This window comes from Streptomyces profundus (assembly GCF_020740535.1).
Taxonomy (GTDB): domain Bacteria; phylum Actinomycetota; class Actinomycetes; order Streptomycetales; family Streptomycetaceae; genus Streptomyces; species Streptomyces profundus.
Map to the genome: position 1 here is coordinate 2,950,279 of NZ_CP082362.1, position 18,580 is coordinate 2,968,858.

16 protein-coding genes and 3 tRNA genes are annotated in these 18,580 nt (G+C 70.5%); 10 read left to right on the forward strand and 9 right to left on the reverse strand.

Translation table 11 applies throughout. The features are described 5' to 3' along the window. The first annotated feature begins 11 nt into the window (after positions 1 to 11). Together hrpA and K4G22_RS12920 are read left to right on the forward strand one after the other, a co-directional pair. A complete protein-coding gene (gene hrpA / locus K4G22_RS12915) occupies positions 12 to 4,043 on the forward strand; it encodes an ATP-dependent RNA helicase HrpA (RefSeq protein WP_228080300.1) in 4,032 nt (1,343 codons plus the stop codon). A gap of 72 nt (positions 4,044 to 4,115) precedes the next feature. Continuing rightward, a tRNA-Asp gene (locus K4G22_RS12920) sits at positions 4,116 to 4,190 on the forward strand. Between the two features lie 379 nt (positions 4,191 to 4,569). On the opposite strand, the gene bldC is transcribed toward K4G22_RS12920, so the two are convergent. Together bldC and K4G22_RS12930 are read right to left on the reverse strand one after the other, a co-directional pair. Continuing rightward, complete coding sequence (gene bldC, locus K4G22_RS12925) at positions 4,570 to 4,776, reverse strand: developmental transcriptional regulator BldC (protein ID WP_019431930.1); 207 nt, start codon at positions 4,774 to 4,776, stop codon at positions 4,570 to 4,572. A gap of 439 nt (positions 4,777 to 5,215) precedes the next feature. Continuing rightward, a complete protein-coding gene (locus tag K4G22_RS12930) occupies positions 5,216 to 6,055 on the reverse strand; it encodes a DUF8083 family protein (protein ID WP_228080302.1) in 840 nt (279 codons plus the stop codon). A gap of 187 nt (positions 6,056 to 6,242) precedes the next feature. Here K4G22_RS12930 and K4G22_RS12935 point away from each other — a divergent pair, with 187 nt between their 5' ends. Together K4G22_RS12935 and K4G22_RS12940 are read left to right on the forward strand one after the other, a co-directional pair. Further along, positions 6,243 to 7,382: a Leu/Phe/Val dehydrogenase gene (locus K4G22_RS12935; RefSeq protein ID WP_322785091.1), complete on the forward strand. Its 1,140-nt coding sequence runs from the start codon at positions 6,243 to 6,245 to the stop codon at positions 7,380 to 7,382. A gap of 246 nt (positions 7,383 to 7,628) precedes the next feature. Beyond that, on the forward strand, positions 7,629 to 7,895 hold the full coding sequence (locus K4G22_RS12940) for a DUF3073 domain-containing protein (RefSeq protein ID WP_228080304.1): 267 nt from the start codon (positions 7,629 to 7,631) through the stop codon (positions 7,893 to 7,895). 123 nt (positions 7,896 to 8,018) lie between these two features. Here K4G22_RS12940 and purM read toward each other — a convergent pair whose 3' ends face one another. From purM to K4G22_RS12955, 3 genes are all read right to left on the reverse strand, one after another. Continuing rightward, positions 8,019 to 9,089 (reverse strand): phosphoribosylformylglycinamidine cyclo-ligase, encoded by a 1,071-nt coding sequence (gene purM, locus K4G22_RS12945; protein ID WP_228080306.1) that lies wholly within the window; start codon positions 9,087 to 9,089, stop codon positions 8,019 to 8,021. A 45-nt stretch (positions 9,090 to 9,134) separates the two neighbouring features. After that, the gene (gene purF / locus K4G22_RS12950) at positions 9,135 to 10,694 is read right to left on the reverse strand and encodes an amidophosphoribosyltransferase (protein WP_228080308.1); all 1,560 of its coding nucleotides are present in this window, start codon (positions 10,692 to 10,694) and stop codon (positions 9,135 to 9,137) included. A gap of 100 nt (positions 10,695 to 10,794) precedes the next feature. Beyond that, complete coding sequence (locus K4G22_RS12955) at positions 10,795 to 11,598, reverse strand: sterol carrier family protein (protein ID WP_228080309.1); 804 nt, start codon at positions 11,596 to 11,598, stop codon at positions 10,795 to 10,797. A gap of 104 nt (positions 11,599 to 11,702) precedes the next feature. Between K4G22_RS12955 and K4G22_RS12960 the strand changes: the two genes are divergently transcribed. The 3 genes from K4G22_RS12960 to K4G22_RS12970 all read left to right on the forward strand — a co-directional run bounded on the left by K4G22_RS12960 (position 11,703) and on the right by K4G22_RS12970 (position 13,308). Beyond that, the gene (locus K4G22_RS12960) at positions 11,703 to 12,227 is read left to right on the forward strand and encodes a PH domain-containing protein (protein ID WP_228080310.1); all 525 of its coding nucleotides are present in this window, start codon (positions 11,703 to 11,705) and stop codon (positions 12,225 to 12,227) included. Between the two features lie 94 nt (positions 12,228 to 12,321). Further along, positions 12,322 to 12,774 carry a YbhB/YbcL family Raf kinase inhibitor-like protein gene (locus K4G22_RS12965; protein WP_228080311.1) on the forward strand — a complete coding sequence of 151 codons (453 nt, stop codon included), beginning with the start codon at positions 12,322 to 12,324 and terminating at the stop codon, positions 12,772 to 12,774. Between the two features lie 33 nt (positions 12,775 to 12,807). Continuing rightward, complete coding sequence (locus K4G22_RS12970) at positions 12,808 to 13,308, forward strand: hypothetical protein (protein WP_228080312.1); 501 nt, start codon at positions 12,808 to 12,810, stop codon at positions 13,306 to 13,308. A gap of 434 nt (positions 13,309 to 13,742) precedes the next feature. On the opposite strand, the gene K4G22_RS12975 is transcribed toward K4G22_RS12970, so the two are convergent. From K4G22_RS12975 to purS, 4 genes are read right to left on the reverse strand one after another with little or no spacing between them, the layout of a single operon-like run. After that, positions 13,743 to 14,135 carry a VOC family protein gene (locus K4G22_RS12975; RefSeq protein WP_228080314.1) on the reverse strand — a complete coding sequence of 131 codons (393 nt, stop codon included), beginning with the start codon at positions 14,133 to 14,135 and terminating at the stop codon, positions 13,743 to 13,745. 60 nt (positions 14,136 to 14,195) lie between these two features. Beyond that, positions 14,196 to 16,463, reverse strand: a complete 2,268-nt coding sequence (gene purL / locus K4G22_RS12980) for a phosphoribosylformylglycinamidine synthase subunit PurL (protein ID WP_228080315.1) — start codon at positions 16,461 to 16,463, stop codon at positions 14,196 to 14,198. After that, positions 16,463 to 17,137, reverse strand: coding sequence for a phosphoribosylformylglycinamidine synthase subunit PurQ (gene purQ, locus K4G22_RS12985; protein ID WP_228080317.1), 675 nt, complete (start codon positions 17,135 to 17,137; stop codon positions 16,463 to 16,465). Before purQ ends, purL begins: the two co-directional genes overlap by 1 nt. Then, a complete protein-coding gene (gene purS, locus K4G22_RS12990; protein ID WP_228080319.1) occupies positions 17,134 to 17,433 on the reverse strand; it encodes a phosphoribosylformylglycinamidine synthase subunit PurS in 300 nt (99 codons plus the stop codon). Before purS ends, purQ begins: the two co-directional genes overlap by 4 nt. A 440-nt stretch (positions 17,434 to 17,873) precedes the next feature. Here purS and K4G22_RS12995 point away from each other — a divergent pair, with 440 nt between their 5' ends. The 3 genes from K4G22_RS12995 (at position 17,874) to K4G22_RS13005 (ending at position 18,504) form a co-directional block, all read left to right on the forward strand. Beyond that, complete coding sequence (locus tag K4G22_RS12995; protein WP_228080321.1) at positions 17,874 to 18,203, forward strand: histone-like nucleoid-structuring protein Lsr2; 330 nt, start codon at positions 17,874 to 17,876, stop codon at positions 18,201 to 18,203. Positions 18,204 to 18,291: 88 nt separating this feature from the next. After that, positions 18,292 to 18,366 (forward strand) — tRNA-Gly (locus K4G22_RS13000). A gap of 65 nt (positions 18,367 to 18,431) precedes the next feature. Beyond that, positions 18,432 to 18,504 (forward strand) — tRNA-Gly (locus K4G22_RS13005). Positions 18,505 to 18,580: the final 76 nt, after the last annotated feature.

Here is an 18,580-nt window from a genome sequence, read left to right on the forward strand (position 1 = left end):
CTGGATTCCGTATGTCTACCGACCCCTCCCCCGTCTCCGTCCCGGCCCTCGCCGAGCGACTGACCTCGCTCACGCTGAGCGACCAACGGCGCCTCGGCCGCCGCCTTGACGGTGCGCGGCGCATCCGGAAGCCGAGCGCCCAGCAGGCGGTGCTCGCCGAGATCGGCCAGTCGATCGAGGCCGCCGAGCAGCGCGTCGAGCAGCGCCGCGCCGCCGTTCCGACGATCAGCTATCCCGAGCAGCTGCCGGTCAGCCAGAAGAAGGACGACATCCTGGCGGCCATCCGCGACCACCAGGTGGTGATCGTCGCCGGCGAGACCGGCTCGGGCAAGACCACCCAGATCCCCAAGATCTGCCTGGAGCTGGGGCGTGGCGTGCGGGGCCTGATCGGCCACACCCAGCCGCGCCGGATCGCCGCGCGCACCGTCGCCCAGCGGGTGGCCGACGAGCTGGGCACCTCGATCGGCGAGACGGTCGGCTTCAAGATCAGGTTCACCGACCAGGGCAGCGAGCGCACCCTGGTCAAGCTGATGACCGACGGCATCCTGCTCGCCGAGATCCAACAGGACCGGGAGCTGCGGCAGTACGACACGATCATCATCGACGAGGCGCACGAGCGCAGTCTCAACATCGACTTCCTGCTCGGCTATCTCGCGCAGCTCCTGCCCCGCCGCCCCGACCTCAAGCTGATCATCACATCGGCGACCATCGACCCCGAGCGGTTCGCCCGGCACTTCGGCGACGCCGAGGGCCGGCCGGCGCCGATCGTCTCCGTCTCCGGGCGGACGTATCCGGTGGAGGTGCGCTACCGCCCGCTGGTCGACGAAGCGGAGGAGGGGGAGGACGAGGGCGCCGAGCGGGACCAGATCGCCGCCATCGGCGACGCGGTGGACGAGCTACAGGCCGAGGGCCCCGGCGACATCCTGGTCTTCCTCTCCGGGGAGCGCGAGATCCGGGACACCGCCGACGCCCTGGAGAAGCGCCGGCTGCCGGGCACCGAGGTGCTGCCGCTCTACGCCCGCCTCTCGCACGGCGAGCAGCAGCGGGTCTTCCAACGCCATCCGGGCCGGCGGATCGTGCTGGCCACCAACGTCGCGGAGACATCCCTGACGGTGCCCGGCATCCGCTATGTGATCGACCCCGGCACCGCGCGGATCTCCCGCTACAGCCATCGCACCAAGGTGCAGCGGCTGCCGATCGAGCCGGTGTCGCAGGCCAGCGCCAACCAGCGCAAGGGCCGCTGCGGGCGGACCAGCGACGGCATCTGCATCCGGCTGTACTCGGAGGACGACTTTCTCTCCCGGCCCGAGTTCACCGACGCCGAGATTCTCCGCACCAACCTGGCCTCGGTGATCCTCCAGATGAACGCCGCGGGGCTCGGCGAGGTCGAGCGCTTCCCGTTCATCGATCCGCCGGACCACCGCAGCATCAAGGCCGGCGTTCAACTCCTTGAGGAGCTGGGCGCGTTGGCCGGCTCCCGGCTCACCGAGACGGGCCGCAAGCTCTCCCGGCTGCCGGTGGACCCGAGGCTGGCCCGGATGGTGCTGGAGGCGGAGCGCAACGGCTGTGTGCGGGAGGTGATGGTGATCGTCGCCGCGCTCTCCATCCAGGACCCGCGCGAACGGCCGGCCGACAAGCAGCAGCAGGCGGACACCCAGCACGCCAGGTTCCGCGAGGGCCCGGGCGAGGAGTCGGACTTCCTGGCGCTGCTGGCGCTCTGGGAGTACGTACGCGAGCGGCAACGGACGCTCTCCTCCTCGGCGTTCCGCCGGATGTGCCGCAACGAGTTCCTCAACTACCTGCGGATACGCGAATGGCAGGACATCTTCAGCCAGCTGCGCTCCGTCGGCAGGACGATGGGCGTCGAGCCGGCCGGCGAAGAGGCGCCGGCCGCGGCGCCGCAGGTGGTGCACCAGTCGCTGCTGGCCGGCCTGCTCTCCCAACTGGGGCTGAAGGACACCGAGAAGCACGAGTACCTGGGCGCGCGGGGCGCCAAGTTCGCGATCTTCCCCGGTTCGGCGCTCTTCAGGAAGCCGCCGCGCTGGGTGATGTCGGCCGAGCTGGTGGAGACGTCCAGGCTCTGGGCGCGGATCAACGCGAAGATCGAGCCGGAGTGGATCGAGCCGCTCGCCGGCCATCTGGTGAAGCGCACCCACAGCGAGCCGCACTGGGAGCAGAAGCAGGCCGCGGTGCTGGCCTATGAGCGGGTGACGCTCTACGGCGTGCCGATCGTGGCGCGCCGCAAGGTCAACTACGGCCGGATCGACCCGGAGATGTCCAGGGACCTCTTCATCCGGCACGCGCTGGTGGAGGGCGACTGGCGCACCAAGCACCAGTTCTTCCACGACAACCGGGCGCTGCTGGACGAGGTCGAGGAGCTGGAGCACCGGGCCCGCCGCCGGGACATCCTGGTGGACGACGACACCCTCTACGACTTCTACGACCAGCGAATCCCGGACGATGTCGTCTCCGGGGCGCACTTCGACTCCTGGTGGAAGAAGAAGCGCCACGAAGACGCGGATCTGCTCAACTTCGAGAAGTCCATGCTCATCAACGAGCGGGCCGGGCAGATCACCCAGAGTGACTATCCGGACGTCTGGCAGCAGGGGCGGCTCTCCCTCCGGACCACGTACCAGTTCGAGCCCGGCTCCGACGCGGACGGGGTCACCGTCCATCTGCCCCTTCAGGTGTTGAACCAGATCACCGCGACCGGCTTCGACTGGCAGATCCCGGGGCTGCGGGAGCAGTTGGTGACGGAGCTGATCAGATCGCTGCCCAAGCCGCTGCGCCGGAACTGCGTCCCGGCGCCCGACTTCGCGCGGCGCTTCCTGTCACACACCCCGGAGCCGACCGAGGCGCCGCTGCGGGTGGCGCTGGCCACCGGGCTCACCCGGCTGACCGGCGTCCGGATCAGCCCCGAGGACTTCGATCCCGATCGGGTCCCCGCCCACCTGCGGATCACCTTCCGAGTGGTGGACGAGCGGCACCGCAAGGTGACGGGCGGCCCGAACCCGGAGGACAAGGATCTGGAGGCACTCAAGCTGCGCTTCAAGCCACGCGCCCAGGCCGCCCTGGACCGCGCCTTCGACCGGGCTCCCAAGAGCGCCAGGGGCGCGCGGGGGGGCGCGCAGGCCGCCGACAGCGCCGGCGCGGTGCCCGAGCAGCGCACGGGCCTCACCCGGTGGACGATCGGCACCCTGCCGCGCGTGCTGGAGACCAGGCGCGGCGGTCAACCGGTGAAGGCATACCCGGCGTTGGTGGACGAGGGCACCTCGGTCGCGGTGCGGCTCTTCGACAACGAGCCGGCGCAGGCCGAGGCCATGCCCCGCGGCACCCGCCGGCTGCTGGTGCTCAACCTCCCGTCCGATCCTGGGAAGTTCGCCCAGCGGCAGCTGGACAACACCGCGAAGCTGGCCCTGTCGAGCAATCCGCACGGCGGCGTGCCGGCCCTCTTCGACGATCTGGTGACGGCCGCGGCCGACCAGCTGATCGCGGCCCACGGCGGGCCGGCCTGGGACGAACAGGGCTTCACCCGGCTCTTCGACGCGGTCCGCGCCGACATCGTGGATCTCACCGTGCGGCTCACCCGGCAGGTGCGGGAGGTGCTCACCGCCTGGCAGGTCTGCGAACGGCGGCTGGCCTCGCTGCGCGGCGCCACGTTGGGGCCCTCCCTCGCCGACGTCAGGGAGCAGCTGGACGGGCTGGTCCGCCCCGGCTTCGTCACGGCGCACGGCGCGCGCCGGCTGCCCGATCTGCTGCGCTATCTCCAGGCGGTGGACCGCAGGTTGCAGCAGCTGCCGCACCAGGCGGAGCGCGATCGGGCGCGGTTGGCCAAGGTCGGCGAGATGCGGGACGAACACGCCTGGCTGCTTGAGCAGTTCCCACCCGGGCAGCCCGTGCCCGAACGGGCCCGGGAGATCCGTTGGATGATCGAGGAGCTGCGGGTGAGCTACTTCGCGCACGCGTTGGGCACCGCGTATCCGATCTCGGACAAACGGATCATCAAGGCGGTGGACGCGCTGGCGCCGGCGCACCCGTCCTGACCAGCGCGGGCGCCGGTCGAAAGCCGATTGGCCGAGGGGCGGTCGGCTGGGGTAAAGTCTCCGACGCAGCGAGGTCCTGTGGAGCAGTTTGGAGTGCTCGCCACCCTGTCAAGGTGGAGGCCGCGGGTTCAAATCCCGTCAGGACCGCTGGAGTTCAGATTAGTTCAACTCTTGACGATAAGCCCGGACCCCACAGGGGTCCGGGCTTTCGCCGTGGGTAGGGGTTGCGGAGGGCGGGTGAGCGTCGAGCGGAGGGGTGCACTACCTCGCGACGGGCGTGTCGATCAAGCAAGGAGGCATGTGACGGGTGTCACCTAAGTTGATTGCGCGCTGGACTCGTTCGACCCCGTAGAGACACCCGCCAATTTAATATGTGCAATTGCACCGGGTGGCGGAGGGATCTCACGGACCCTCAGATACCGCCCCCAGAACGCAAAAAGATCGCGCCGGACCCGGCGGAGTCCGGCGCGATCGAAGCCAAGCGGTCCGGAGTGGGGGCCCCGGGGCCTGGGACGTGCGGTGTTGCTCAGGCCTCGCCACGCTGCTGCGGGATGCCCGCCAGGAGGGCGCGCACCTCCGCTTCGCGATAGCGGCGGTGCCCACCGAGCGTGCGGATAGACGTGAGCTTGCCCGCCTTTGCCCAGCGTGTGACCGTTTTCGGATCAACGCGGAACATCGTGGCAACCTCAGCCGGGGTCAGCAGCGGCTCGGCATCAGGGGTGCGAGCGGTCATGAGCGGCCTCCTCGGGAGAACCGAACCATCACGGTTCTTTCCTCTAAATTCTGCACCTTGACCCACGTTGCCCGAAATGACAGACGCGAGTCGAGTCGGTTATAGGACGAACGGCTTGTCCTCGGCACTACAACTACACCATCCGTCCAGCCGGGTCGGCCAAACCGATGGAATTGCCCTCTCAGGTGTTCAACCTCGGCGGAAGCCGATGGACCATGCCATAGCGGACAGTCACCCGCCCGTAACAATCAGTCACATCGTGATGAGTCACCATGAGACCCACCAAGGAGCGCAATACCGAGCCATCCGTCCCACGACGGACAGAAGAAGCCCCTCCGAACTCCTTGTCCTATTTTGACACGAGGGGAGTACTTGAAGGCAAGAGTCCGTACAGTGCCTTCCATCACGCTTGGGGCTTTAGTCCCCTCACGTCCCTCCGTCAGTTGGCGAACTGGCGTTCCCGGATGATCATCCAGCGGTCGGTCAGCTCCTCGTAGAGCCGGTTCGCGCGTTCCAGATCCCCCGCCGCCAGCGCGCCGAGCGCCTCGGCCACCTGCGCGGCCGAGCGGTCGGCCGCCAACTGCTCATCGGAGATCGTATAGACCAACCCGCCGTAGTCCAGTTCGACCAGGGATCGCGGGTGGAACTCCTCCAGCCAACGGCCCACATCCGTGAGCGCCGCCACCAGCGGCCCCTCGGGCAGCGCCTCGCGGACCGCGCGCAGCCCCCTGGCCACCCTCCGTCGCGCCTGGGCCATGGGCGTCCGGTAGCGCATCCGGGCGGACTCGCCCACCGTCCGCTCCCCGGCGCCGCGGAACTCCCGCTCGTCGTCGGCGAAGAGCGTGAACCAGCGGACCGGCACATGCCAGAGCGCCGAGCGGATCCACGGCCGCGCGTCCGGGTTGCGCTCCCGCCACCCCGCGTACTCGTCGGCCGCCCGCCGGCGCACGCCCGGCGGCAGCGCGGCGTCCAGCACCGAGTCCGGCATCAGCCAGTGCCCCACCTCCCCCAGCGCCTCCCAGGACCGCAGCCTGGTGCGCCAGGGACAGACGCAGAGCACCCCGTCCAACCAGGACACGAACGCGTCCGCACTCTCCCCCGCCGGCGCCACCCGGGGCGGCGAGGAGAGCAGCCCGGTCAGCGCGTGCCGCAACTCGTCCTGGACCCCCGGCAGCTCGGCCCGTCGCGCGTACTCGGCCCAGTGCGCCCGCTCCGGCTCGGGAAAGGCCGCCAACGGCTCGTAGACCCTCAGATACGCCGCGTAGGGAACCTTCGGCACGCCACCCTCCCGCTCTCTGTCCACGGCCCGGAGCCGCCCCCTGCGCCCCGTTTGGCGGGCGCACCCCACGATCGTGTCACTCCGACGCACCCGCGGCATCCCCGAGGGCGAAGCCGCCGTACCCTCGTCTCACCCATGCCCTCACCAAAGCCGAGGGCATCCCTCCCGACATACAGGAGTCACCACCGTGACCGACGTACGTCCCGCTGTCGAAGGCGCCAGCGGCACCGAGGCCGATGTGCTCACCACCCTCTTCCACTCGGAGCACGGGGGCCATGAGCAGGTCGTGCTCTGCCAGGACCGCCCCACCGGACTCCGCGCCGTCATCGCCATCCACTCCACGGCACTGGGCCCGGCCCTCGGCGGCACCCGGTTCTTCGCCTACCCGGACGCGGCCGACCCCGAACGGGCCGCGCTGGCCGACGCGCTCAAGCTGGCGCGCGGCATGACCTACAAGAACGCGCTGGCGGGTCTGGAACACGGCGGCGGAAAAGCCGTGATCATCGGCGATCCCGAGAAGCTCAAGACCGATGAACTCCTGCTCGCCTACGGTCGTTTCGTGGCATCCCTCGGCGGGCGCTACGTCACCGCCTGTGATGTGGGGACCTATGTCCAGGACATGGACGTGATCGCCCGCGTCAACCGCTGGACGACGGGGCGCTCCCCTTCGAGCGGCGGTGCCGGCGACTCATCGGTGCTCACCTCCTACGGCGTCTTCCAGGCCATGCTGGCCTCGGCCGAGCACCGCTTCGGCTCCCCCGAGCTGGTCGGCCGCGCGGTCGGGGTCGCCGGCGTCGGCAAGGTGGGCCATCTGCTGGTCGACCAGTTGGTCGAGGCGGGCGCCCGGGTGGTCGTCACCGACGTCAACCCGGAGGCGGTCCGCCGGGTGCTGGCCGCGCACCCCTCGGTCACCGCGGTCGACACCGTGGACGAGCTGCTCACCGACCCCACTCTCGACATCTACGCACCCTGCGCGCTGGGCGGGGTGCTCAACGACCGGACGGTCCCGCTGCTGCGGGCCGGCATCGTCTGCGGCGCGGCCAACAACCAGCTGGCCCACCCGGGCGTCGAGAAGGACCTGGCGGAGCGCGGCGTCCTCTACGCGCCCGACTACGTGGTGAACTCGGGCGGGGTGATCCAGGTCGCCGACGAGCTCAACGGATTTGAGTTCGCACGTGCGAAGGCAAAGGCCGCTGGCATCCGCTCGACCGCGCGCGAGATCTTCCAACGCGCCGAAGCGGACGGCGTTCCTCCGGTCGTGGCGGCCGACCGGATCGCCGAGGCCCGAATCGCGCAGGCCAGGGGCACGGATCGCCCGTTTGCGTAAGACATGTCACCCCCCGCGGACGAGTCGTACTGGGAAAGAAGGTAAAATCGCCGTTGACCAGCAGAGAGGGTTCATCGGGCGTCGGACGTGGCGGCTCGGGTCCTGCGGACGGCGTACCGCGGGGTCCCCGGACCAGGTACGGTTGAAGACCGATGGACTGGGCGCTTCTGAAGGGCCCGCTCTCAATCATGAACGGATGTCAACACTCCGGGGCCGTCGTGCCCCGTCGTTGAGGGGGTCGAGCCAATGGGGCGCGGCCGGGCCAAGGCCAAGCAGACGAAGGTCGCCCGCCAGCTGAAGTACAACAGCGGCAGGACGGACCTTTCGCGTCTGGCCGAAGAGCTGGGTGCTTCTCCGACGCCGGACCAACAGCCGTCCAACGGCGAACGGGTCGAGAGCGACGATGAGCTGGACGACGACCTGTACGCACGGTACGCGGAGGTCTACAACGCAGAGGACGAGGAGGACGACCAGGAGCCGTCCCCCGACTCCTCGAAACGCCGTGGCGTCTGACAGGCATTCCCGTCACACGTTTTCGCATGGCGACAAGACTGGCCCGGTCCGGGACGATCCCGGACCGGTCTCAGTGTTGTCCGCGTCGCATTCCGCCGCGGACCGGTCGTGTTCCGCCGGAGATCAGCGGGCGTAGTCGCCACTGAGGTTCACCGACTCGCCGTCGGGGTCCGCCGCGCCGATCTCGCCGGCGACCCACGCGGGCACGCCACGCTCCGCCAGCGTGGCCAGCGCCTGGTCCACCGCCTCGGGCGGCAGCACGGCGACCATGCCGACGCCCATGTTCAACGTCCGTTCCAACTCCGCCCTGGCGACCCGGCCCACCTCGCCGACCACCCCGAAGACGGGGGCGGGTGACCAGCTGCTCCGGTCGACCGTGGCACCGAGCCCCTCGGGCAGCACCCGGGCCAGGTTGTTGGCCAACCCGCCCCCGGTGACATGGGCGAAGGCGTGGATCTCGGTGGCCTCGATCAGCGCCAGGCAGTCGAGCGAGTAGATCCTGGTCGGCTCCAGCAGCTCCTCGCCGAGGGTGCGGCCGAACTCGGGCACCTCGCGCTCCAGCCCCCAGCCGGCCCGGTTGAGCAGCACATGGCGAACCAGTGAGTACCCGTTGGAGTGCAGTCCGCTCGCGCCCATCGCCAGCACCACGTCGCCGGCCCTGACCCGGTCGGCGCCCAGCAGGGCGTCCGCCTCCACCACGCCGGTGCCGGCGCCGGCCACGTCGTACTCCTCCGGGCCGAGGAGCCCGGGGTGCTCGGCGGTCTCGCCGCCGACCAGCGCGCAGCCGGCCAGCACACATCCCTCGGCGATGCCCTTGACCAGCGCCGCCACCCGTTCGGGGTAGACCTTGCCGACGCAGATGTAGTCGGTCATGAAGAGCGGCTCGGCGCCGCACACCACCAGGTCGTCCACCACCATGGCGACCAGGTCCCGGCCGATGGTGTCGTGGATGTCCAGGCGCTGGGCGATGGCGACCTTGGTACCCACGCCGTCGGTGGCCGAGGCCAGCAGCGGACGCCGGTACCTGGTGAGCGCCGAGGCGTCGAACAGACCGGCGAAACCGCCGAGCGCGCCCACGCTCTCCGGGCGCTGGGCCTTGGCCACCCACTCCTTCATCAGCTCGACGGCGGTCTCTCCGGCCTCGATATCGACGCCGGCCGCCGCGTAGCTGGCTTCGGGCACGTTAGTCGTCATCAGGGTCTCTCTCGTGTGAACTCCCGGCCGCCGGCCGGGAGCGCGTTACGGACGGCGCAGCGCGTCGGCCGCACCGGGGCCGGTGAGCAGGGGCAACGACGTGCCCTCCGACGCTCCGGCGGCGCGGGCGGCCGGCTGCTCCAGCACGTCCTTGCCCAGCAGCTCGGGGTCCGGCAGCTCCATCGGGTACTCGCCGTCGAAGCAGGCCCGGCACAGGTTGGGCTTGGCGATGGTGGTGGCCTCGACCATGCCGTCCAGGGAGATATAGGAGAGCGAGTCGGCGCCGAGCGAGGCGCCGATCTCCGCCACGGACAGGCCGTTGGCGATCAGCTCGGCCCGGGTGGCGAAGTCGATACCGAAGAAGCACGGCCACTTGATGGGCGGCGAGCTGATCCGGACATGGACCTCGGCGGCGCCGGCCTCCCGCAGCATCCGCACCAGCGCCCGTTGGGTGTTGCCCCGGACGATGGAGTCGTCGACCACGACCAGCCGCTTGCCGCGGATGACCTCTTTGAGCGGGTTCAGCTTGAGTCGGATACCCAACTGTCTGATGGTCTGACTCGGTTGGATGAAGGTGCGCCCCACATAGGAGTTCTTCACCAGGCCCGAGCCGTAGGGGATGCCGCTGGCCTCCGCGTAGCCGACGGCGGCCGGCGTGCCCGACTCGGGTGTCGATATCACCAGATCGGCGTCCACCGGGGCCTCCGCCGCCAGCCTCCGCCCCATCTCCACCCGGGAGAGGTAGACGTTGCGGCCCGCGATATCGGTGTCGGGGCGGGCCAGGTAGACATACTCGAACACACAGCCCCGAGGCTTCGCTTCTGCGAATCTGCTGGAGCGGAGGCCCTTCTCGTCCACGGCGATCATCTCGCCGGGCTCGACCTCACGCACCACCGAAGCACCCACGATGTCCAGCGCCGCCGTCTCCGAGGCGACCACCCAGCCGCGCTCAAGACGACCCAGCACCAGCGGCCGGAAACCCTCGGGGTCCCGGGCCGCGTAGAGGGTGTTCTCGTCCATGAAGACAAACGAGAACGCGCCCTTGACCCGGGGCAGCACCAGGGGCGCCGCCTCCTCGACGGTCAGCGGCTCGCCGCGCTCGTCGCGCTGCCCGGCCAGCAGCACCGTCACCAGATCGGTGTCGTTGGTGGTCGCCACCCGCTGCCGCGAGCCCCGGCCGACGGGCAGCTCGGCGACCAGCTCGGCCAGCTCCGCCGTGTTGACCAGGTTCCCGTTGTGGCCGAGCGCGATCGAGCCGTGTCCGGTGGCTCGGAAGGTCGGCTGGGCGTTCTCCCAGGTGGGAGCGCCCGTGGTCGAGTAGCGCGTATGCCCGACCGCTATGTGTCCCGTCAGCGAGCCGAGGGCGGTCTCGTCGAAGACCTGGGACACCAGCCCCATGTCCTTGAAGACCAGAATCTTGGCTCCATCGCTGACCGCGATCCCCGCGGACTCCTGTCCGCGGTGCTGTAGCGCATAGAGCCCAAAGAAGGTGAGCTTGGCGACCTCCTCGCCCGGGGCCCAGACGCCGAAGACGCCGCAAGCGTCCCTCGGGCCTTTCTCGCCGGGGTCGAGGTCGTGGTTGAGTCGTCCGTCACCACGTGGCACACCTTGAGTTTAGGCCAGAAGTGGCCGACCGGGAGAACCCCTGGATTGTGAGACATGCCCCATGTGACGCCGGCTTTGGGCGCTTTGGGACGCTGGGCGGTCAGCCGAGCACGGGCAGTTCCGCCGCGAGCGCCTCGGCCCGGCCGCCGCTGGCCCGCAGCCGGCCGCCCGCCATCGCCTCCGACCAGCCGATCCGGCCGGTCGCCAGCCGCAGCCAGGTGATCGGGTCGCCCTCCACCACATTGGGCGGCGTCCCCCTGGTGTGCCGGGGCCCGGCCACGCACTGCACCGCCACGAACGGGGGCACCCGCAGCTCCGTCGACGCCCCGGGGGCCTTGGCCGCCAGGGCGTCGGCCAGCACCCGCACCGTGATCGCCAGCGCCTGCCGGTCCAGCCGCACGGCCACCCCCGCCCTGGCCAGGTCGTCGCTGTGCACCACCAGCTCGACCACCCGGGTGACGCTGAAGTCCAGCGCCCGCATCGCGCCGAAGGAGTGCGGGATCAGCAGATCGTCCCTGACCCCCGTCTCCACCACCGCGTCCAGCTCCTCGGCGGCCGAGTCGATGGCCGCGCGGTGGTCGGGCTGCCGCGCGGCGGCCTCCCTGGTGTCCGCGTCCGACGCCTCGGCGAGATCGCCGACCGTGACCGTCCAGCGGTCCAGATCCGTGGCCGGCCCGCTCGCCTCCGGCGCCGGCCTGGCCAGCAGCCGGGGCAGCGCGTCGATCTGCTGCGCGATATGCGCGAGCAGCAGGCCGACGTCCCAGCCGGCGAGCCCCGTCGGCCGCGTCAGGTTCGCCTCGGGCAGCTCATGGGCGGCCAGCCGTACGAACTCCACCTGGGCGAGCAGCGCGTCGCGGACCCGATCCGGGTGATAGGCGCGGGGCTTGCGTCGGATGGCAGACATGACACGGAGCTTACCGACGGCCCCACGGGAGCGAAGGTGACAAGGTCATACCAAGTCGCCGGGCGCCGGACGGGTGCGGGGCCCGCCCGCCTAGGATGCGCGTCATGGCATATGCGGACCGGTACCTGGCCGAGGACGAGGAACTCCTCTACGAGACCCGGCAGCACTGGACCACCCTGGTGAGCGAGTTCCTGCTGCTGTGCGTGATCATCGCGGTGGCCGGCGGCCTCGTCTGGGCGCTGCCGACCGACGAGGACTGGGGCCGGACCGGCGTCTGGGTGGTGCTGGGCGTCGCCGGTGTGGCGGCGATCTGGCTCTGGCTGGTGCCGCTGCTCCAGTGGCGCGCCACCCTCTACTTCCTCACCACCAAGCGCCTCCACAAGCGGTCGGGCTTCCTCTCCAAGTCCGGCCGCAGCATTCCGCTGGCGCGGGTGAACGACGTCGCCTTCTCCGCCTCGCTGTGGGAGCGGATCATGCGCTACGGGACGGTCCGCGTCCAGTCGGCGTCCGAGCAGGGCATGATGACGCTCCGGCATGTGCCCAACCCCGAGGCCCTGAAGAACCAGGTGTACCAGGCGATCGACGGACTCCGCGACGAGCCGCCGGCCCAGCCGCCCTACGGAGCGTGACGGCCCGCCGCGCTCCGGCCGGTCTCGCCGAACTAAACCGACAAAGAGGGCCAATCGCCTGAATGTCCCGCCGGATGGCGGGTACCCCGGCGGCATGGCTGGTATCGAACTGCGCAGCACGGCATTCAACGACCGGACACCCATCCCCGGCCGCCATGCCAAGGACGGCGAGAACATCTCCCCACCGCTGACCTGGTCGCGGCCCCCCAACGGCACGGAGGAGCTGGTCCTGCTCTGCGAGGACCCGGACGCGCCGTCCGGAACCTTCGTGCACTGGCTGGTCACCGGCATCGATCCGGACAGCGGCGGCGTCGCGGCCGGTGAGCTGCCCGACGGTGGCACCGCACACCTCAACAGCTTCGGCGAACCCGGCTGGGGCGGCCCCCAACCGCCGATCGGCGACCGGGCCCACCGTTACCGCTTCCGGCTGTACGCGGTCCCCGAGCCGGTACCCCTGCCGGACAGCGCCAGCGCCACCCAGGTGCACCGCACCATGAGCCAGCACGGGCTGGCCAGCGGCCTGCTGACCGGCCTCCACCAGCGGTGACCGCCGGCACCACGGAGAGGAAGTGAGGGCGAGATGGTCCGCAAGAAGGTAGAGGGCAACGAGGAACAGCGGCGCGCGGCGGCCCGATCCGCCCGCGAGGCGGGCGAGAGCCCCAGCGCGCGCAACGTCACCACCGGGGGCTCCAAGCAGCGCACCCATGTGCCGGACCGCAACTCGTGGAGCCACGAGGAGCGGACTGAGCCCCTGGAGCGGGGCAAGCAGCGGGTGGAGGCGGCCGAGGAGGAGGCCCGACGGGCGGAGCCCCCGCCCGCCCCGCCCCCGGGCCGCGACTTCACCGGCCGGGCCCACCCCGGCTACGACCAGGAGCACCAGGCAGTCTTCCAGGCCGTCGCCACGGCCGAACGCCGCCACGGCGGCAACGCGGTCCACGCCCACGAGGTGGCCCGCACGGCGGGCCTCCCCCACGACCGCACCAAGGTCCTCCTCCACGATCTGGTGACCGACCAACGCCTCGTCACCAAGCTGGAGAACACCGACACCCCGGACATGGGCCCCCGCTACGAGACCCGCTGACCGCTCGCCGCCCGGGCTTCGGCCACCGCGCCCCCTGGGGGCGCGGGCCGGGGCCGGCGGCCGGCCGCGGGCCGGCAGGTTCCAGCCGAAGACGAGAGACCGAGGCACGGTGCCCGAATGCCCGGCCGAAGGCCGGCAACCGAGGCAACGGATGACCGAATGCCCGACCGGGGCAGGCCGGCGGGCCCAGCCGGGCTCCGCCTCCGGCCCGCCCCGGCCGGAAGGCACCGACCGGCAGGGGGCGGTCCGACCGCCGGCTCGGGGGGTCGGCCGGGCGCCCCGCGTCCCCGCCGCCGGGGGCCCGCGCCGGCGCCATCAAGGCCGGAGTGGGCGGTGGGCCCGGCCCCCGGCCGGGAAGGCCAGGGGCTCGGGCAGTTCCCAAGCGCACCGCGCACCACGCGCCGGGGACCAAGGCACCGGCTGGCGGGCGGAGGTCAGGGGGCCGTGGCGCGGTCCTGGGGGCCCGCTTCGACGCAGAACTCGTTGCCGGCCGGGTCGGCGAGGACGGCCCAGCCGCGGCCGTTCGGCTTGCGGCGGTCGTCCACCAGCGTCGCGCCCAGCGCGAGGACGCGCTCGACCTCCGCGTCCCTGGACACCTCGGGCTCCAGGTCCAGGTGGACGCGGTTCTTGAGCGACTTCCCCTCGGGCACCCGGACGAAGAGCAGCGTCGGCTGGCCGGCCGGGACGGCCAGCGCGACCTCGTCGTCGCCCGGCTCGTCGATCTGGTCGACGGGGTGGCCGAGCACCCCGCTCCAGAACTCGGCCAGCGCGTAGGGCTCGTGCGGCGGGGCGCAGTCGAAGGTGATGTGACGTATCGCGGACGGCATCGGCTCTCCTTGCTCGTGCCTCAGGTGAATCGCTCGTGCCTCGGGCGAATCGCTCGTGCCTCAGGCGAACAGCTCGCGCAGCGGCCGTTCGTGGGCCTCGCGCAACTCGGCCAGGGGGAGGCTGAACTGGCCCTGGACGTCCACCGACTCGCCGTCGAGGACGCCGACGCGCGCCGCCGGCAAGCCCCGCGCCGTGCACATGTCGGTGAAGCGGACCTCCTCGCCACGCGGCAGCGCCACCACCGCGCGGGCGGTGGACTCCGAGAACAGGAAGGTGAACGGGGTCAGCTCCTCGGGCACGACCAGCCGCGCGCCGACGCCGCCGCGCAGGCAGGACTCGATGACCGCCTGGATCAGGCCGCCGTCCGAGAGGTCGTGCGCGGCGTCGATCATGCCGTCCCTGCTGGCGGAGACCAGGATCTCGGCCAGCAGCCGCTCCCGCTCCAGGTCGACCCTGGGGGGCAGCCCGCCGAGGTGGTCGTGGACGACCTGGGACCACGCCGAGCCGCCGAGCTCGTCGGCCGTCTCGCCCAGCAGGTAGAGGAGTTGGCCCTCGGTGCGGAACGCCATCGGGGTGCGCCGGGTGACATCGTCGATGACGCCCAGGACGCCGACCACGGGCGTCGGGTGGATCGCGGTGTCGCCCGTCTGGTTGTAGAGCGAGACGTTGCCGCCGGTCACCGGGACGCCCAGGGCGAGGCAGGCGTCGGCGAGACCCCGGGTGGCCTCGGCGAACTGCCACATCACCGCCGGGTCCTCGGGCGAGCCGAAGTTCATGCAGTTGGTGACGGCCAGCGGCTTGGCGCCGCCGGCGGCCACGTTGCGGTAGGACTCGGCCAGCGCCAGCTGGGCGCCGGTGTACGGGTCGAGCTTGGCGTAGCGGCCGTTGCCGTCGGTGGCGAGGGCGACGCCGAGGTTGGTCTCCTCGTCGATCCGCAGCATCCCGCTGTCCTCGGGCTGGGCGAGCACCGTGTTGCCGAGGACATAGCGGTCGTACTGGTCGGTGATCCAGGAGACGGCGGCCTGGTTGGGCGAGCCGGCGACGCGCAGCACCTGCTCGCGCAGGGCGGCGCCGTCGGCCGGGCGGGGCAGCCGGGCCGGGTCGTCGGCCTGGAGGGCGTCCTGCCAGTCGGGACGGGCGAACGGGCGCTGGTAGACGGGGCCCTCATGCGCGACGGTGCGCGGTGGAACATCCACCACCTGCTCGCCGTGCCAGTAGATCTCAAGGCGTTCGCCCTCGGTGACCTCGCCGATCACGGTGGCGATGACATCCCATTTGGCGCAGATCTCCAGGAAGCGGTCGACCTTCTCCGGCTCGACCACCGCGCACATGCGCTCCTGGGACTCGCTCATCAGGATCTCCTCGGGCGAGAGCGAGGAGTCCCGCAGCGGCACGGTGTCCAACTCGACGCGCATGCCGCCCGAGCCGGCCGAGGCGAGCTCGGACGTGGCGCAGGAGAGGCCGGCGCCGCCGAGGTCCTGGATGCCGGTGACCAGCCGCTCGGCGAAGATCTCCAGCGTGCACTCGATCAGGAGCTTCTCCTGGAACGGGTCCCCGACCTGGACGGCGGGCCGCTTGGCCGGACCCGTCGACTCAAAGGTCTCGGAGGCCAGCACGGAGACGCCACCGATGCCGTCGCCGCCGGTGCGGGCGCCGTAGAGGATGACCTTGTTGCCGGCGCCGTCGGCCTTGGCGAGGTGGATGTCCTCGTGCCGCATCACGCCCACGCACAGCGCGTTGACCAGCGGGTTGCCCTGGTAACAGGGGTCGAAGACGACCTCGCCGCCGATGTTGGGCAGGCCGAGGCAGTTGCCGTAGCCGCCGATGCCGGCGACCACGCCGGGGAGCACCCGGCGGGTGTCGGGGTGGTCGGCGGCGCCGAAGCGCAGCGGGTCCATCACGCCGATGGGCCGGGCGCCCATGGCCAGGATGTCCCTGACGATGCCGCCGACGCCGGTGGCCGCGCCCTGGTAGGGCTCGATATAGGACGGGTGGTTGTGCGACTCGACCTTGAAGGTGGCGGCATAGCCCTGACCGATGTCGACCACGCCGGCGTTCTCACCGATGCCGACCAGCAGGGCGTCGCTGCGCGGCGCCTTCTCGCCGAACTGGCGCAGGTGCACCTTGCTGGACTTGTAGCTGCAGTGCTCCGACCACATCACCGAGTACATCGCCAGCTCGGCGCCGGTCGGGCGGCGGCCGAGGATCTCGCGGACGCGGAGGTACTCGTCCTCCTTGAGGCCCAGCTCGGCCCAGGGCTGGGCGACGTCGGGGGTGTCGGTGGCGTGCTTGACGGTGTCCAGGACGTTCTTGGACTGTGCGGACATCAGGCGACCAGCTTCTTGAGTACCGAGGTGAAGAACGGGATGCCGTCCGTGGTGGGCCCGGTGAGGGCCTCGACGGCGTGCTCCGGGTGGGGCATCAGGCCGACGACGTTGCCGGCCGCGTTGGTCAGCCCGGCGATGTCCCGGCGGGAGCCGTTCGGGTTGCGCTCCAGGTAGCGGAAGGCGATCCGGCCCTCGGCCTCCAGCTCGTCCAGGGTGCGCTCGTCGGCGACATAGCCGCCCTCGCCGTTCTTCAGCGGAACGGTGATCTCGGCGCCGGCCTCGAAGTCCCCCGTCCAGGCGGTGTCGGCGTTCTCCACGCGGAGCCGCTGGTCCCGGCAGACGAAGTGCAGATGGTCGTTGCGGGTCAGCGCGCCGGGCAGCAGATGGGATTCGCAGAGCATCTGGAACCCATTGCAGATCCCCAGAACGGGGAGCCCGTCCTTGGCCCCCGCAATGATCGTTTCCATCACGGGAGAGAAACGCGCGATGGCGCCGGAACGAAGATAGTCGCCATAGGAGAATCCGCCGGGCAGGATCACGGCATCCGTCTGGTGGAGATCTTTGTCACCGTGCCAGAGGGCGACGGGCTCGCCACCGGCCAGCTTTACCGCACGGGCGGCGTCCCGATCGTCGAGGGAGCCGGGAAATGTGACGACTCCTACACGAGTGGTCACCGGGCCACCTCTTCTTCCGCCCCATTGCCCGTGGCGCTCCCGGCCGCGTCGACCTCCTCGACGCGGACCGTGAAGTCCTCGATCACGGTGTTGGCGAGAAATGTGTCGGCGATCTCCCTGATCCGGGCCAGCGCGGCCTCGTCAACCGGCCCTGCCAGGTCGAGTTCGAAGCGCTTCCCCTGGCGGACATCGGTGATCCCGTCAAACCCGAGACGGGGCAGTGCGCGCTGCACGGCCTGCCCCTGGGGGTCGAGGATCTCGGGCTTGAGCATGACGTCAACTACGACGCGGGCCACTGGCTTACTCCCGGTGGTGTTGCGAGTGCTGGTGATGCGGGGCTCTGATGCTTCACGCCGCACGGATCAGCGTACCCGGCGAAGAAATCTACGCGAGTAGATCAGGGGGAGCTGGTCACGTTAAGGTATCGGGCGCACAAACCCCTGCAAGAAACGCGCGGAAATAAGTAGGGTCCCGGTACGCGAGAGTCATGACAGGACCTCTACAGGACTCCTACAGGCTCATGGTCAGACCCCTGAGACCTGCGAGACCCATGAGATGGCGTCGAGATGACACGCGACGGCAATTTCGCCGCTTCGCATTAGTGCGTCGAGCACAGTACAAATAAAGAAGAAGCCCACAAACGAGGGGAGCGCCGAGATCGTGGCGGCCGGGAAACCGGCGAAGCCCGCCCCGGGATGCCGGGGAACGGCGGCGACTCCCGAAAGGACCGATATCCGTGGCACAGCGTGTGGTGGTCACTCTCTCCGACGACATCGACGGCGGGGAGGCGGCGGAGACGGTCGCCTTCGGACTCGATGGCAAGACCTACGAGATCGACCTCAGCTCCAACAACGCGGAGCAGCTGCGCAGCGCGCTCGCGCCGTATGTGGAGGCGGGCCGCAAGCGGTCCCGCTCGGGCCGGACGTTCCACCGCACGGCCGTGGCCCCCGACCCCAAGGCGGTGCGGGCCTGGGCCGAGTCCAACGGCTTCGGCGTACCGGCCAGGGGCCGCATCCCGAGGAAGGTCTACGACGCGTTCAACCAGGCGCACGCGACCTCTCGTTGAGCCGACTTGCCATGCCCCCGGGGTGATCCGCTAAAGTCTGGAGCACGCCGAGGGGCAAGGCCGGAAGGTCGGAAGCCCCGAGGATCGTGCGGGTGTAGTTCAGTAGTAGAACACCCTCTTTCCAAGAGGGAGGCGCAGTGTGCAATTCCTGTCACCCGCTCCAGCCGCTGGACCGGTCTTCGGATCGGGTACAGTAGGCGCTGCAACACCCGTTCGCGGGTGGTCCACGCGGACGTGGCTCAGTTGGTAGAGCATCACCTTGCCAAGGTGAGGGTCGCGAGTTCGAATCTCGTCGTCCGCTCGGTGGAAAGGCCCCGACATCGGTTTCCCGGTGTCGGGGCCTTCTTCATGCGCGCTCGGAGTCTCCGGCCGGGTCG

Excerpts from the sequence above, each read along its gene's own strand:
- hrpA (WP_228080300.1), top strand. The coding sequence starts at position 12 with ATGTCTACCGACCCCTCCCCCGTCTCCGTCCCGGCCCTCGCCGAGCGA.
- bldC (WP_019431930.1), bottom strand. The coding sequence starts at position 4,776 with ATGACCGCTCGCACCCCTGATGCCGAGCCGCTGCTGACCCCGGCTGAG.
- K4G22_RS12940 (WP_228080304.1), top strand. The coding sequence starts at position 7,629 with ATGGGGCGCGGCCGGGCCAAGGCCAAGCAGACGAAGGTCGCCCGCCAG.
- purM (WP_228080306.1), bottom strand. The coding sequence starts at position 9,089 with ATGACGACTAACGTGCCCGAAGCCAGCTACGCGGCGGCCGGCGTCGAT.
- K4G22_RS12955 (WP_228080309.1), bottom strand. The coding sequence starts at position 11,598 with ATGTCTGCCATCCGACGCAAGCCCCGCGCCTATCACCCGGATCGGGTC.
- K4G22_RS12960 (WP_228080310.1), top strand. The coding sequence starts at position 11,703 with ATGGCATATGCGGACCGGTACCTGGCCGAGGACGAGGAACTCCTCTAC.
- K4G22_RS12965 (WP_228080311.1), top strand. The coding sequence starts at position 12,322 with ATGGCTGGTATCGAACTGCGCAGCACGGCATTCAACGACCGGACACCC.
- K4G22_RS12970 (WP_228080312.1), top strand. The coding sequence starts at position 12,808 with ATGGTCCGCAAGAAGGTAGAGGGCAACGAGGAACAGCGGCGCGCGGCG.
- K4G22_RS12975 (WP_228080314.1), bottom strand. The coding sequence starts at position 14,135 with ATGCCGTCCGCGATACGTCACATCACCTTCGACTGCGCCCCGCCGCAC.
- purL (WP_228080315.1), bottom strand. The coding sequence starts at position 16,463 with ATGTCCGCACAGTCCAAGAACGTCCTGGACACCGTCAAGCACGCCACC.